The 15,509-nt window shown below is 45.3% G+C and carries 15 protein-coding genes and 1 tRNA gene; 9 read left to right on the top strand and 7 right to left on the bottom strand.

Features of this window, described 5'->3' with window-relative positions; translation table 11 throughout:
- Positions 1 to 33 precede the first annotated feature (33 nt).
- From QN395_RS00685 to QN395_RS00655, 7 genes are all read left to right on the top strand, one after another.
- Positions 34 to 312, top strand: coding sequence for a DnaJ domain-containing protein (locus QN395_RS00685; RefSeq protein ID WP_322119397.1), 279 nt, complete (start codon positions 34 to 36; stop codon positions 310 to 312).
- A complete protein-coding gene (locus tag QN395_RS00680) occupies positions 309 to 890 on the top strand; it encodes a hypothetical protein (protein ID WP_322119398.1) in 582 nt (193 codons plus the stop codon). The genes QN395_RS00685 and QN395_RS00680 overlap by 4 nt, the downstream gene beginning before the upstream one ends.
- 5 nt (positions 891 to 895) lie before the next feature.
- Positions 896 to 1,663, top strand: coding sequence for a hypothetical protein (locus tag QN395_RS00675; RefSeq protein ID WP_322119399.1), 768 nt, complete (start codon positions 896 to 898; stop codon positions 1,661 to 1,663).
- A 134-nt stretch (positions 1,664 to 1,797) separates the two neighbouring features.
- Positions 1,798 to 3,009, top strand: a complete 1,212-nt coding sequence (locus QN395_RS00670) for a hypothetical protein (protein WP_322119400.1) — start codon at positions 1,798 to 1,800, stop codon at positions 3,007 to 3,009.
- Positions 3,010 to 3,405: 396 nt separating this feature from the next.
- Entirely contained in the window at positions 3,406 to 3,771 is a 366-nt protein-coding gene (locus QN395_RS00665) for a VOC family protein (RefSeq protein WP_322119401.1), read from the top strand.
- 73 nt (positions 3,772 to 3,844) lie between these two features.
- Positions 3,845 to 4,228, top strand: a complete 384-nt coding sequence (locus tag QN395_RS00660; protein WP_322119402.1) for a VOC family protein — start codon at positions 3,845 to 3,847, stop codon at positions 4,226 to 4,228.
- 116 nt (positions 4,229 to 4,344) lie between these two features.
- Complete coding sequence (locus tag QN395_RS00655) at positions 4,345 to 5,139, top strand: hypothetical protein (protein ID WP_322119403.1); 795 nt, start codon at positions 4,345 to 4,347, stop codon at positions 5,137 to 5,139.
- 210 nt (positions 5,140 to 5,349) lie between these two features.
- Here the strand turns inward: QN395_RS00655 and QN395_RS00650 are convergent, their stop codons facing one another.
- Together QN395_RS00650 and uvrB are read right to left on the bottom strand one after the other, a co-directional pair.
- A complete protein-coding gene (locus tag QN395_RS00650) occupies positions 5,350 to 5,751 on the bottom strand; it encodes a FlxA-like family protein (protein ID WP_322119404.1) in 402 nt (133 codons plus the stop codon).
- Between the two features lie 122 nt (positions 5,752 to 5,873).
- Positions 5,874 to 7,988 (bottom strand): excinuclease ABC subunit UvrB, encoded by a 2,115-nt coding sequence (gene uvrB, locus QN395_RS00645; RefSeq protein ID WP_323491888.1) that lies wholly within the window; start codon positions 7,986 to 7,988, stop codon positions 5,874 to 5,876.
- Between the two features lie 122 nt (positions 7,989 to 8,110).
- Between uvrB and QN395_RS00640 the strand changes: the two genes are divergently transcribed.
- Together QN395_RS00640 and QN395_RS00635 are read left to right on the top strand one after the other, a co-directional pair.
- Positions 8,111 to 9,325, top strand: coding sequence for an amino acid aminotransferase (locus QN395_RS00640; protein WP_322119406.1), 1,215 nt, complete (start codon positions 8,111 to 8,113; stop codon positions 9,323 to 9,325).
- A gap of 62 nt (positions 9,326 to 9,387) precedes the next feature.
- A tRNA-Asn gene (locus tag QN395_RS00635) sits at positions 9,388 to 9,463 on the top strand.
- Positions 9,464 to 9,714: 251 nt separating this feature from the next.
- On the opposite strand, the gene QN395_RS00630 is transcribed toward QN395_RS00635, so the two are convergent.
- From QN395_RS00630 to pheS, 5 genes are all read right to left on the bottom strand, one after another.
- Complete coding sequence (locus QN395_RS00630; protein ID WP_322119407.1) at positions 9,715 to 10,575, bottom strand: methyltransferase; 861 nt, start codon at positions 10,573 to 10,575, stop codon at positions 9,715 to 9,717.
- A 445-nt stretch (positions 10,576 to 11,020) separates the two neighbouring features.
- A complete protein-coding gene (locus QN395_RS00625; RefSeq protein ID WP_322119408.1) occupies positions 11,021 to 11,395 on the bottom strand; it encodes a MerR family transcriptional regulator in 375 nt (124 codons plus the stop codon).
- Between the two features lie 8 nt (positions 11,396 to 11,403).
- The gene (locus QN395_RS00620) at positions 11,404 to 11,817 is read right to left on the bottom strand and encodes an integration host factor subunit alpha (protein ID WP_322119409.1); all 414 of its coding nucleotides are present in this window, start codon (positions 11,815 to 11,817) and stop codon (positions 11,404 to 11,406) included.
- 120 nt (positions 11,818 to 11,937) lie between these two features.
- A complete protein-coding gene (gene pheT, locus QN395_RS00615; protein WP_322119410.1) occupies positions 11,938 to 14,364 on the bottom strand; it encodes a phenylalanine--tRNA ligase subunit beta in 2,427 nt (808 codons plus the stop codon).
- Positions 14,365 to 14,475: 111 nt separating this feature from the next.
- Positions 14,476 to 15,492: a phenylalanine--tRNA ligase subunit alpha gene (gene pheS, locus QN395_RS00610; protein WP_323491887.1), complete on the bottom strand. Its 1,017-nt coding sequence runs from the start codon at positions 15,490 to 15,492 to the stop codon at positions 14,476 to 14,478.
- Positions 15,493 to 15,509: the final 17 nt, after the last annotated feature.

Raw genomic sequence — 15,509 nt, 5'->3', positions numbered from 1 at the left:
ACAATAGCAACATCTAACCCAACACGAGATTGCATGACAGACTACTATTTTGTTCTGGGGATCACGCCAAATGCGACTTTAGCGGAGGTAAAAAAAGCCTTCCGGCTGAAGGCGGCAGAGTTTCATCCAGATCGCAACAGCTCTGCCCTTGCGCCGCAAAAATTTCATGAATGCAAAGAGGCCTATGATGTCTTATCGGACGACGCAGCGCGTGCCGCTTACGACGAAAACCGGCGCCGCAATTTGCTAGACGATCCGCTGCAAACCGCCAGCGAGATTTGGAAGAATTATTTATCAGGAGTACTGCAGTGAAATTATCCCAATATTTTCAAGATATCCAGTCTGTGTATGTGGCAGAACTGGAAGATTTAACCAGCGATTCTGAAGGCAAAGATGTTCTGCGCCATCGTCTCAAAGAGAAGCGTGATCAGGTGCCGTTTTTGTTGCCGATGATGAAGAGCAATCCAGAAATGGTCGCAGTCGCTTTCCATAATGCATTTAAATATCTGAATCCCTTAAAAGTTGAGTCACTGATTTCTAAACCGATCAGTCAATTACCGCACTGGAAAGATCTGTCCAAAGACGTACGTTTAGAGCCCTGGGCGGAATCCCTCAGCAAAACCGTGCTCGGACATGCAGACGGTGACCAATTCATGGTGATTGCTGCCGCACTGGAATATCTGAATAAGAGCAAAGACTCTCGCGCAGTCAGCCCGTCTAACGCTTCTGACGAAGAGCAAGATGAAGATGCTGAACATCAAGACGGCGGCGTCCATGATGTCCATGGCGTACGCAATGATATGGATGACGGCGACAGCGAAGATGGCTACGATTTAGAAGAAGCTGGCGCAGACTTTTTGGCCGAACAAGGTTTTGATCGCAAGGATTAATCAAGATGGATGATAAAAAAACGTACTACCCCGCGCTGATACAAGCGCAAAGCCTAATCAAAGTCGGCGACATCGTCGGTGCTGAATCTGCTTTGGCAACACTGGCAGAAACTGAGGGCGACAAAGCGCTGGTAGCTGCGCTGGATGATTTTCCTGCTAAAGATTTGCTGGCGATTATCCGCGAATATGATGCGTCGAAAGAGTCGCTGGTCAACTTGCTGGTCACACCAGAACAGTTCGCACAAGCAGTAGTGCTGGAGCGTCGTTATGGCGATCAAACCCATGAGCAATTGCGCAGCATGGTCAACTCCGTCATCTTCCGCGAAGGTGGCGATCCGGCAGAGTTCTTGTATGAAATTGCTGAAGTCGACGGCGGCTACGACGCGCTAGTAGATTATCTGTACGACAGAGCAGAAATGGTCGAGCATTTTTACCGCTATGCCACCTTTGATTTATTCCACTACGGCGACGATTCTAAAGTTCAGGCACTCGATGATGACCTGATGCATATCAGCCGCGACGACGAGCCACGCGGCTCTTCATCTGACATGGCTAATCTGGTCGATCATGACTGGATGGAAGTCACGTATTTATTACGTTATCAGTTACCAGAAATTTTCCGCGAAGTAATGATGAAATTACGTGCCCGCTACAAAGCCAGTCTGCAATTAGCCGCAGATGAATTGGCCGAGAGCGAGGAAGAAGATGAGCTCGATAAGCCGAACAATGATGACGGCGATGATAAAGATGATGGCGAAGAGTCCGCGCTGTAAAGCGACTTAAACCTCGGGTCTGTTATCCATTAATCGGGAATGCGATTTAAGGGTTAACAGTTGAAACAGTTAAAAGTTAACAGTTAACAGATCCTAGCTCTTACCTATCTCAATTAAAGAATTTGACTCGCCCTATGTCCGACAACAGCTTTCAGCTTGCCACGCTAGATAACCGTCCTTACTTTGAAAGTGCCTTACGCTTTGGCGTAAAAAACGGCCTCATCACCGCCGCTAAAATTAGCGCCATTGAGGCTGAGGCACCGAAAGGCATGGTACAGATGGCAGAGGTCTTTGGCAGCAAATATCTGCGTCCAGAAATCGATATGGCGCAAAAACGTATCGTCAATCTGGTCAGTTTATATCTGAAGCAAAGCACACAAGGTGACCTGACTTTAGCCGCCAAGATGATTAGCGATAATACGTTTCTAACGCTATCACGCGGTGGCTCCGGTTTGCTTAAAGCGCTATTCGTCATGCCCGAATATGCGTTGTTAGGTCGTGAAGAAAAAGGACGGGTAGAAGATTTTTTAGAAGTCTGGTCACGTAAAGACAATGACGTCGATTATCTCAATATCTTGGAACAGCGCAAAACCAATGCGACAGAAATCGCTGCGGCATTCTGGTTTGGAGAACAACTAGGGTTGTCGCGCGCTACCCTGCAAGAACAAGATGCGGATGCAGCGTCCGTGGTACGTACCGCCATGCTGTTACGTATGCTCGGCAAAACCGAAGAAAGCTTAGTCAACCAAGTTGAGTTCGCCAAACTGATCGATGCTGTGCGTAAAAAAGGTAAAATCAGCAAACGCACTAAAGACATATTTGAACCCATTCCTACCGAATACCAGGCCATTGCGGATCGTATTCAGCAAGAAATCAGCAACCACGATTTACCTCAAATTCTGAACGCTAGTCTGGCGCTTGATGTCGTCGTATTCGAGCTAAAAGATCGCTATTTCATCCGCGACTATGAGCTAGAAGACACCTCAGAATACGATGCGCTGGTATCTAAAGAATGGACCAAACTGACCAAAGGCAAAACAGATGTGTACGCCCTGCTCACGGTATTTTTCTGTCTTTCTGCAGGCGCTGCACCTAAGACTGTACTGACCGAAGCTAATGCAAAAACACTGGTCAAAAAAATCCGCAAGGATGGTTTTCATCCAGAGCTGGCAATCGAGTTCATCAAAACCGCCGCCCCCCATGAAAAGCAAGACAGTCTGCTAGAAGAATGGAATGATTTTGTGCAAGAAGCCGATGCGTATTTGCTGGACGATTGGGATAGTAGTTTTAGTGGAGCTTTACGGTTTTTAGATACGCATTGCGATATCGAGAAATCGAAGAAGTGAGTGAGCTAAATCTATTTAGGTATGGACTGTCGAGTTGAATACATTTTCAATATAAAATGGGTTTCGATATTGAATAAAGCAAGGAATCGAACGTGATGAAACGAAAATCCACTGATGACAAAATTGGTTTTATATTAGTTTTTTTATTCTTATTAGTTATCGGCTGGACTGTCGGAATTTCAAGTATTTTTTATCTTATTTACTTATTAATTTATGGGGCAATCGTCCTGTTCCTTTGGAATCTAGAATCACGTTTGGGGCGAACAATTGCAATCGTATTAATGCCAGCAATATTGTTCGCATCTCGACGGAAAAATCTAAATAGTTTATTGAACCTTAATCTCTAAAAAATTTTCTAAGCATTAAAAATTCATCACCGGTTTATTCAGGATATCCATGAATCCTCAACTTAACGCCATCATGATTTACGCAAGACAACCTCAAAAAACTGCTGATTTCTATCAACAGTTTTTTGGTTTTAGTTCAAAACCTGAGTCAGAGGGATTGGTAGAATTAGTTAGTGCAGACGGATCAACAATAATCTTCATACATCAGGTTGCAAAAAGTTTGAAATTGGGGCAAGCTGGTGTGAAACTCGTTTTTTCTGTAACAGATGTTGAGACCTTCAAAGCGCAAAGCTTAGAACGCGGACTTGCCTTTAGCAGCACGCATCAAGCCAATGGCTATCAGTTCGCTAATGCAAAAGATCCAGACAATAACTCGGTATCGATATCGAGTCGGGCATATCGTTCTATTGCATAGATATGCTGTGTGATTTTGACGACGTTCAACATCTGACTTCTGCATGCACATCCCAAAAAACGAGTTCTTGCCAATGCTAAACCGCATTCATCACGCTGCAATCATTTGTTCTGACTACGAAGTCTCTAAGCGCTTCTATAGTGAGTATCTGGGGCTGAAGATTATTGCCGAACATTTTCGTGTTGAACGTAACTCGTACAAACTGGATTTACAATTGCCTGATGGCTCCCAGATTGAGTTGTTCTCGTTCCCTAGTGTACCGCCTCGTCCGTCGTATCCTGAAGCACAGGGGCTGCGCCATCTGGCATTTGAAGTAAGAGATATTGATCACTGCAAGCGCCACCTGAAATCACTAGGCATCGCAGTCGAAGCAATTCGTACTGATGAATATACGGGCAAGCGTTTTGTTTTCTTTGCTGATCCAGATGGATTGCCTTTGGAGTTATATGAGGTCTAAATTCTTCACTCAGCTTACCAAGAGTCTGACTTTTCTAATGGCTTGTGGCTATAAACGCCAAGAGTGCCGATAATTATCTCAGTGCATCTTAGAAGATAAATCTAAGGATCATCAACATGAATAAATTTGGAAATCTCGTTGCGTCAACATTCATGTTTATCTTTGGACTCGCCAGTCTCTGGGTGGCAATCAAAGCATTACTCAAGGGATCAATTAGCATGGCGAGTGGAAGCAAGGATGTCTTGTTTTCGACTAATCCTATCGGATTTTTATTCGTCGTCGCATTTTGGATTACCTTCGGTTTATTTCTGATCTGGGTATCAAGCCGTAAAGAGGTCGATCCTTTTCAGCCAGATGACAGCAGCGATGCAAACGGTAAGCGAGCGGACTATCTACCCGAGCCTCTGCTGCTATATAAGTCACACGCTTGGGCGATCGGCATTATTGTTCTGATGACGCTATTCATGTTACCCCTAGGATATTTCTCTCTGGCGTTGTCCCAAAGCTTGGGTGCAGGCTTTGGCTTGCTCTTGATGTTGCCTTGGTTAGCCTGGTATTTATCAACGATCTGGCGCTGCATAAGAGACATTCGATGGCAAGGTCCGGCCTTAAAAATAGACCATGTGGGAATCAAAATCTATACAGAGAACGGGCACCTAATTCCGTGGCACGATCTTGTTGGCATCCGTTTAACCGCCTCTAGCAGCAATACTTATTTGGTCGTTCAATATAGGAATCTGGACACAGCCCGTCATCGTATCGCGCCATATAGCTTGTTCAGGTCGATCATGAGTCGCATTTTTTATCGTGGCTTTGAGGCTGGGATAAAATTAACGTCCCTCAAATTCAAACGCGCTAAAGTCATGCTGACAGCGCAAGCGTTTCTTCAATATTCGAAGCGGAGTTTTTAATCGGGAACTTCTAAAAACTCTTTAATTATGATTAGTCTAATTATTCTGGGTTCTTGAGCCATTTTCGTCTTGGAAGCCGCAGAATAACTGGAATATTAAAATTGAAAAAGTCAACAATGGCGCTATACAGGATTGTGGATTGCTTACACTCTCGCTCAGGATTAAGTGGAGTTTTATTCTGCTCAAAACAGGGCAGTTGGGCGTTGGCAGCTAGGCAAGTGTGTTGACGTTGCCGCCGATAGCGGGATTCGCAATGCTTAAGCTTGGCGGAGTGATGGTGCGATTCTCTGCTCCTAGAGCGATGGTCAAATCCTTGGTGATGCTATTATTTTCTTTAGAACGACTGGTTGTAGGGAGAGGCGTTTGCTGACTTGCATTGACGCTGTTTACCTGATCAATACGCGCCCTAACCTGACTAATTTTGCTAGACAGCGATTGAATTTGCACTTTGCCTTCTATCGTTTTGGACGACGCGCAATTTACACAATCAGATAGCTGTTGCTGATACCTGGCAAGCTGCGCCTGAAGACTGGCAAGCGCCGAAGCGGCATTGCCAGGATTAGCTGCACTGTTCCCGCCAATGATTGCAGAGGATGTTATCGCCTGTACCATGCTTCACTTTCGTCCTTGCTAATATCAATTGCACCTCGTATTTAGCTAAGTCGAACGAATAGCGGAAACCTTACATGAAATACAGATTTTGACGGTCCAATAAAAATGGAAATTTCCAACTACTACTTATTCGCTAACGACAACACATTATCACTACCGCCCGCGCCGAATACTTGCGCTTTCAGATGAGCTAATTGATCACGTACCTGGGCCGCTTTTTCAAACTCCAGATTTTTGGCGTGATCGAGCATGAGTTTTTCCAAGCGCTTTATTTCTCTGCTAATTTGCTTCTCACTCATGACTTCATAGCGCGCATGCTCTTGTGCAGCTTCTAGCTCTTGCTTGGCTTCTTGTTGGCTGTAGACGCCATCAATTAAATCTTTAATCTGTTTTTTAATGCCGATAGGCGTGATGTTATTCGCCAAATTAAACGCAACTTGTTTAGTGCGCCGACGTTCAGTCTCATCAATGGCGCGACGCATAGAGTCGGTAATTTTATCGCCGTATAAAATTGCCATCCCGTTTAAGTTACGTGCAGCACGGCCTATGGTTTGAATCAGGCTACGCTCCGACCGCAGGAAGCCTTCTTTATCAGCATCCAAGATCGCCACCAAAGACACTTCTGGGATATCCAGACCTTCTCGTAAAAGGTTAATGCCGACCAACACATCGAAGGTACCCAAACGTAGATCACGGATAATTTCTACCCGCTCTACCGTATCAATATCGCTGTGTAAATAACGTACTTTGATGCCGTTGTCCGCCAAAAAATCGGTCAATTGCTCGGACATTCGCTTCGTCAATGTCGTGACCAAGACACGCTCATTTTTCTGTACACGAATCGTAATCTCGTTCATCAGATCATCGACTTGCGTTAATGCCGGACGCACTTCAATTAGCGGATCGACCAAGCCTGTCGGTCGTACTACTTGTTCAACAACTTGATCGGCATGCTGTTTTTCATATTCTGCCGGGGTAGCTGACACAAAAATCGTCTGCCGCATTTTGCTCTCAAATTCTACAAACTTGAGCGGACGATTATCTAGCGCGGACGGCAGCCGGAAACCATAATCAACCAGATTTGTTTTTCGTGCTCTGTCGCCGTTATACATGCCGTTTAACTGTCCGGTCAGTACATGTGACTCATCTAAAAACATGAGCGCGTCTGCGGGCAAATAATCCACCAGTGTCGGCGGTGGATCACCGGCTTTAGCGCCACTTAAATGGCGTGAATAGTTTTCAATGCCTTTAGTAAAACCGATCTCGGACATCATCTCTAAATCAAAACGTGTACGTTGTTCTATCCGCTGCTCTTCAATCAGCTTATTCTCTTTGCGGAAAAATTCTAAGCGTTCACGCAGCTCGATTTTGATTGTTTCTACTGCGCGTAATACGGTTTCGCGCGGGGTCACGTAATGCGAACTTGGATAGACAGTAAAGCGTGGAATTTTTTGTTTTACGCGGCCGGTCAGCGGATCAAATAATTGGAGATTTTCGATCTCATCATCAAACATTTCTACCCGTACTGCTAGTTCAGCATGTTCTGCCGGGAAGATATCAATCGTATCGCCACGCACCCGGAATGTGCCGCGGCCGAAATCAATTTCGTTCCTGGTGTATTGCATCTGAATCAGGCGTGCGATCAAATCCCGCTGGCTGACTTTGTCCTTTGTGCGTAAGGTCAAAATCATCTTGTGGTATTCGCTAGGATTACCGATACCGTAAATCGCAGAGACGGTCGCGACAATAATCACATCACGCCGCTCCATCAGTGACTTGGTGCAAGACAAGCGCATTTGCTCAATATGCTCGTTGATCGCAGAATCTTTTTCGATAAATAAATCACGCTGTGGGACATACGCTTCTGGCTGATAATAATCGTAGTAGCTGACGAAATATTCCACGGCATTACGCGGAAAAAATTCGCGGAACTCGCTGTACAACTGCGCTGCCAAAGTTTTATTAGGTGCAAAAATAATCGCAGGCCGGCCGCTTTGCGCGATTACGTTTGCCATCGTATAAGTTTTGCCAGAACCGGTTACCCCAAGCAAAGTCTGGAAAAACAAACCGTCGTTAATCCCCTCCAGCAACTTGGCAATCGCAGCCGGTTGATCGCCCGCCGGAGGAAAAGGCTGAAATAGCTCAAACTGAGAATCCGGAAAAGTGACGAACTTGCCTTCCGGCGGATTATTAGTATTGCTATTATTTTCAGCAGAAATTATCGATGCTACAGGCATGACGCACTTACCTTTGTTAGAATGGGGTGATTGAAATTTCAAGCATGTCCAGATTGTCACCAATTGGCATTATTCCAACCTCTCTGTCAGAAATTTGACAGCTAATTTTTCATATTATCACGATGAACGCACCTGCCTCCGCCTCCCTGTTCTCTGCCATAGAAATGGCACCACGCGATCCTATCCTCGGCATCACAGAGGGCTTTAACGCGGATAAAAATCCCGCTAAAGTCAATCTTGGTGTCGGCGTTTATTACGATGATAATGGCAAAGTGCCATTGTTGGAATGCGTCAAAAAAGCCGAAGCTATTTTGATGGAAAAATTCGCGCCACGCACTTACTTGCCGATTGAAGGTTTAGCTGCTTATGATAAAGCAGTACAAGAATTAGTGTTCGGTGCAGACAGTGCCGTTGTTGTAGAAAAGCGTGTCATCACGGCGCAAGCAATTGGTGGCACTGGTGCATTGAAATTGGGTGCCGACTTTTTAAAACGCTTCGCGCCGGATTCGCAAGTATGGATCAGCGATCCAAGCTGGGAAAACCATCGCGCTTTATTTGAATCTGCTGGCTTTGTGGTCAATTCCTACCCCTACTACGACGCAGTGACTAAAGGCGTGAACTTTGCAGGCATGCTAGAGGCACTCAAGGCCATGCCAGCAGGCGCGATCGTGTTGCTGCACGCGTGCTGCCACAATCCGACTGGCGCCGATCTGAGCGATGCACAATGGACGGAAGTCATCGCAGTCGTCACCGAACGCAAGCTGGTACCCTTCCTGGATATGGCTTACCAAGGTTTTGGCGATGGCATAGAAGCCGATGGCAAAGTAGTACGCCGCTTTGCGGAAACTGGATGCGCTCTGTTCGTCTCCAATTCATTCTCTAAATCCTTCTCCTTGTACGGCGAGCGCGTTGGCGCACTGAGTATTGCCGCCTCCAGTGCAGAAGAAGCTGCGCGCATCATGTCTCAATTAAAGCGTGTAATCCGTACTAACTATTCCAATCCACCAACTCATGGCGGCCAAGTAGTTGCGACCGTATTGTCAACACCAGAACTGCGCCAATTGTGGGAAGAAGAACTGGCAGGCATGCGGGTACGCATCCGCGAAATGCGCTCTGCCTTTGTTGCAGAGTTAAAAGCAAAAGCTCCAGCGTATAACTTTGACTTTGTGACCCAGCAACGCGGCATGTTTTCTTACTCTGGCTTAACGAAAGAGCAAGTAGAAAAGCTGCGTGATAACAATTCTATCTACGCTGTCGATACCGGTCGTATTTGTGTTGCAGCTTTAAACAAGCGCAATATCGATGTCGTCATTGACGCAATTGCTCAGGTTTTATAGACGTTTCAGGGTAGAAAAATTTTGACAGAACAGGCAAAGACGCATATAATCTTTGTCTCTGTTCCCTGATAGCTCAGTTGGTAGAGCGACGGACTGTTAATCCGCAGGTCCCTGGTTCGAGTCCAGGTCGGGGAGCCAAATAATTAAGGGGTCGCATGCAAATGCGACCCCTTTTGTTTTTCGCTCAAATGTTATTCCGATGCATTTGTTGGGAAATAATCGGTCAGTCTCTTTTTAAATCTGGCGCATAAATTGTCCTGTCCAAGCTAATCCAAGTTTCTAAAGAACAAAAGCCCGACATCAATCGGGCTTTCATTTTCAAGCATCCAATACATCAGCAAATACATCAGCAAATCAATCCGCGATCACACCATCATTAAGTAAGCTTTCTACGGCTTAACGAAACGCAAAGTAAAGCGGTCGCTCTCACCGATCTCTTTGTATTTCTGACGATTATTTTCTTTATCAGCGTAGGTCGGCGGCAGTGTCCAAACACCTTTCGCATAATCCTTTGTATCTTTAGGATTAGCATTCACTTCACTCTTCCCCACCAATTTAAATCCTGCTTGCTGGGCTAATGCGATGACATACTCTTCTGGCAAATAGCCGGTATCAATTAATTTTGCGTCTAAAGTTTTACCAGCAGCCGCGCGATGATCAACCACACCTAACACACCGCCCGGTTTAAGCACGTCGAACATCGCCTTGAAGGTAGGGACTTCTGTATGATCTCCGACCCAGTTATGCACGTTTCTAAAGGTCAGCACGTAGTCAGCTGAGTTTGCCGGTCCAAATTGCGGTGCGGCTGGATCAAAATTAATTGTCCTTGCTTTGCTGTAGCGCTCAGGATCTGCAAGAAATTTTTTATTTTGTGCGTCTGCTGTTCTGTTCTGATATGCAGCGCTGCTAGCAGACACTTTATTGCCGTCAATATTGGCGGCAATGTAATGGCCCTTCTCTTTTAAAAAAGGTGCCAGTATCTCGCCATACCAAGCTGATCCGCCCGGAGTAATTTCGATCACCGTCGCATTAGCTTGAACACCAAAAAATTCCAAGGTCTGTTTTGGGTGGCGATATTGATCTCGCGCGCGATTTTCGTCAGAACGCCAAACACCTTTGATAACGGTGTCTAAGCCGGAATCAACTACGTTAGTTTGTGCTACAACGGGGTTGAGCACGCCGCAAAGCAGAGCACTAACGGTCAGAAATAAACGTGATTTATTGATTAAATGAGATTGGGGGAAGTTCATGAATTATTCCTAGCATTTTTAAATGAGCATTAGCACTGCCTGGCTCCACTTAGGTTCAACAAGGAGATGGGTCAGAGCTATCTATTTGAAACAGTAGATCAAGCATTGTCACAACAATTCTGCATACATTGAATATATTTTTATGGTACGTCATTCTCTACAGAAGAATATACTCATCATAGTATATTTTAACTGTCCATATATTAACTGGACAGTAAGCCAATTTAAGAAAATATAATGGGGAGTATATTCAAGCAATGTTTGCAGTATCAAGCTAAAACAAAAATTCCTCTTGCATTACCTGCCCCAATTATCTGCCCCATTAAGTCAGAATAAGCATGCCACATAAAATTAAAGCCAGACATGATTGAAATCTTGAAATTTCAATCATGTCTGGCTTAAAAGGTGACGCTAAGGTGCTTCGTTCACCAGCACCAGCATCAAATCAGCGCTTTAACAAATTGAGCACTGCATGCAGTTCTTCGCGAATCTGTAATAAATTAACCGGGATTGTTACTTCCATTTCATTCAGCTCATCTTTGATCGTTGCATGCAAATTCAATTTATTTCTTGCACCATTAATCGTAAAACCCTGCTCATATAAAAGTTCGCGGATACGGCGTATCAACAAGACTTCGTGATGCTGGTAATAACGGCGATTGCCACGTCGTTTTACCGGTTTTAATTGAGTAAACTCCTGCTCCCAATAACGTAATACATGTGGTTTGACACCACACAATTCACTGACTTCACCGATAGTAAAATAGCGTTTCGCTGGTATCGGCGGCAACACAAAAGCATCGATCTTGATTTCGCTCATAAAGGAATTCAGGCAGCATGTGCAAGGGGTTGACTACCTGCAGCGTCGACCATTCCTTTAAGTTTTTGGCTAGCATGGAATGTCACAACACGACGCGCGGTAATAGGAATTTCTTCACCAGTTTTCGGGTTACGGCCAGGACGCTGGGGTTTATCTCGCAATTGAAAATTACCAAAGCCAGATAATTTTACCGCCTCGCCTCTTTCTAACGCATCACGAATCTCGTCAAAAAAAGTTTCCACCATATCTTTGGCTTCACGTTTATTCAAACCAACTTGTTCAAACAAGAGTTCTGCTAACTCTGCTTTGGTCAAGGTAGGTAAGTCTCGTTCCGCTTGTGAACGTGCTTTTGCTTCACGCATCGCCCGGTTCAAATCTGCATCAAGAACTGATTGCAGTTCGGCGGAAGTCACTTCATTCATTCTTTTTTAATCCTACTTGCTGAAAGTCAAAGCGATCATCTTAAGCAGCTATGCAAAATGAGATCGCGATAATTTTTATTTATTTAGACGCACTGTCAGGTACATTGCGGCGGAGTTATCTCAACGTAATCTTGCTGAGAATTTACTTGCAGCTGCAGCCAGTAAAGATGCCATTGCAGCTTCTACCTTATCATCTTGCAGCGTACTTTGAGTATCTTGCAAGCTAAAGCGGAATGCAAGACTTTTCTCGTCAGACTCCAGTCCCTTACCACGATATTCATCAAATAAAACAACGGCTTGCAAGATTTTACATGTTTCGTTTGACTTCGCCTCAGCAAAGAAAACATCGAGTAAATCTTGAGCAGAAATTGTTTGTTTTACTAATAAAGCAAGATCACGAGTGACCGCTTGAAATTTTGAAATTTCTTGATAAATCGGTAGCGTAATGGATTGCAGACTTTGCGTATCTACTTCAAAAACGACTGGCGCTAAAGGTAAATCATATTTTTGCTGCAAACGTGGATGTAACTCGCCAACGATGCCCACTACTTTGCCATCACACTCAATACTAGCAGAGCGCCCTGGGTGCAAAGCTGGATGTTCAACTTTACTAAAGCGCAAAGTTTTAGGTGCAAACAAGGCTTCCAAGTCCGCTTTAATATCAAAGAAATCGACATTGCGTGTTGCCTGACCCCACTGTTCTTCAACTACGGGACCATATGCAAGTGCGGACAGACGCTTCGGCTGATCATAACCAGCAATCGTCAGAGGACCGTCTGGAATGGCCGCATTGCGCAGATAGATCGCACCAATTTCAAAAATGCGCACACGGTTCATCTTGCGATTTAAATTGTAGCGCGCATTAGCAACCAAACTAGCGATCAAACTGCTGCGCATCGCGCTCATATGACTGGCAATTGGATTCAGTAATTTAATCGGGGCGTCATTACCTACAAAATCTTTTTCCCAAGCCTCTTCTACAAAACTATAGTTGACGACTTCTTGGTAATCCATGTCTGCAATTTGACGACGGACTGTAAATAAAGAACGCTGATTTTCTGGCACAATGCGCATCGCGTTTGCTGCGATGGGAGGTAACGCAGGAATATTTTCAAAACCATAAACCCGGACGACTTCTTCAATCAAGTCCTCTTCGATTTCAATATCAAAACGATAGGATGGTGGCGTTACCAGGAATTCTCCCGGAGTTTGCTTAAACGCCAATCCCAAACGGGTAAATATATCGGCGATCTGCGCATCGTTCAATGCAACACCAATCACTTTAACCGCACGCGCCGTACGCAAAAGCACCGCAGGGCGCTTTGGTAAATTAACGATCAGGTCAGTGACTGGGCCGACTTTGACTTGCGTGCTACCACCACAAATTTCTACGATCAAGGCAGTAATACGTTCAATATGCTCGACTGTCGTCGCGTAGTCCACGCCGCGCTCAAAGCGATGTGCCGCATCTGTAGAAAAATTATAACGGCGCGCCCTACCCTGTATCGCTTGCGGCCACCAGAATGCTGCTTCCAGATAAATATTCTGCGTTTCGAGCGTTACGGCAGTAGAGTCACCACCCATGATGCCGGCCAAAGATTCGATCTCTTTGTCATCTGCAATGACGCCTATCCATTCATCTACTGCAACGGTATTGCCATTCAATAGTTTTAATGACTCCCCCGTTTTGCCCCAACGCACATCCAGACCACCGTGGATTTTATCCAAATCAAATACATGGGTTGGACGTCCAAGTTCTAACATCACATAATTAGAAATATCGACTAAGGCAGAGATTGGCCGCTGACCGCTGCGCTCAAGACGCTGCTTCATCCAGTCTGGTGTCGGAGCTTTGGCGTTAACACCGCGAATAACCCGACCACTGAAACGTCCACACAAATCAGGCGCAGATATTTTAACGGGTAAAGTTTCTTGCAGAGTGACTGCTACCGAATGAATTTCAGGCAGCGTTAACACGGTACCGGTTAATGCCGACACTTCACGCGCAACACCCAATACGGACAGGCAGTCTGCCTTATTCGGGGTCAACTTGATCGTGAATTTAAGATCATTTAATTGATAGTAATCCCGGAAATTTTGTCCGACCGGCGCGTCTACAGGCAAATCCAATAAACCGCCCTGATCGTCTGATAATTTTAATTCACGGGCAGAGCACAACATGCCTTGCGATTCAACACCACGCAATTTACCAACTTTGATCTCGAACGGTTTGCCATCGGCACCCGGCGGCAATACCGCACCCGCCATAGCACACGGCACTTTCATACCAACACGCACATTCGGTGCACCACACACAATATTGAGCAGAGTACCGGTGCCAACATCTACCTGACAAACGTTGAGGCGATCAGCATCAGGATGCTTGGAAATCTCACGAATTTCTGCAACGACTACATTACTAAAAGGCGGTGCGACAGCTTCTACTTCTTCTACTTCTAATCCAGACATCGTGAGTAAGTGTGACAACTCATCCGAAGTCATCTTCGGATCAACCATAGTGCGTAGCCAGTTTTCAGAAAATTGCATAATTCAGCCGTGTAAATATTCAATCATTAATACGATTTTTTACCAAAACCGCATAGGAAATTTGATGAGGAGATATAAGTTAAAAATCAAACGATCGTCATCGATTTCAACTTAATTAAACTGCTTCAGGAAGCGCAAATCTCCCTCATAAAATAAGCGCAAATCATTGATGCCATAGCGCAGCATTGCCAAGCGTTCCAGGCCGGAACCAAAGGCAAAACCGATGTATTTTTCTGGATCCATTCCCATATTTTTGATCACAGTTGGATGCACCTGACCGGATCCGGACACCTCCAGCCAGCGACCTTTTAATGGACCACTACCGAAGGCAATATCGATCTCCGCGGATGGCTCCGTAAATGGGAAGTAAGAAGGACGAAAGCGTACTTGCAAATCATCGGTCTCAAAAAAAGCTTTGACGAAATTTAAATAAACGCCTTTTAAGTCAGCAAAGCTGATGTTTTCATCAATCCATAAACCTTCAACTTGATGAAACATCGGCGAGTGCGTTGCATCACTATCTACGCGGTAAGTTCGGCCAGGAGCAATCACTTTGATCGGCGCTTGATTCATACGTGCATAGCGCACCTGCATAGGACTGGTATGTGTACGCAGTAGCAAGGGCTTTCCGGTACTGTCGTTACCGTCAATATAAAAAGTATCTTGCATCGACCGTGCAGGATGATTCTCTGGGCTGTTCAATGCGGTGAAATTAGTCCAGTCATTTTCGATCTCAGGACCGTCCGCCACATCAAAACCGATAGAGTGGAAAATTTCCTCAACTCGGTGCCAGGTACGCATTACCGGATGAATACCGCCCATACCACGGCCACGGCCGGGCAAACTAACGTCAATCGCCTCGGCATTCAAACGACTCTGCATTTGTACATTAGATAAGGCATCACGCCTTTCTGCGAGCAGCGCTTCAATTTGTTCTTTTACCGCGTTGATAATCGCGCCTTGCACTTTGCGCTCGTCTGGTCCTAGCTTGCCGAGGCTCTTCATTTGCTCAGTAATCTGTCCGGTCTTTCCAAGATAAAGTGCCTTGGCATTTTCCAGTGCAGCAGCGTCTTGGGCGGCAGTAAAATCTGCGCGCGCTTGAGTTACGAGAGGATCTAAGGGATTCATGCGATTATTCCCGAAAG

Source organism: Undibacterium sp. RTI2.2, from assembly GCF_035018705.1.
Classification (GTDB): domain Bacteria; phylum Pseudomonadota; class Gammaproteobacteria; order Burkholderiales; family Burkholderiaceae_D; genus Undibacterium.
Note: the sequence above shows the minus strand (reverse complement) of the source record. Positions and strands in the feature narration are given on the sequence as shown.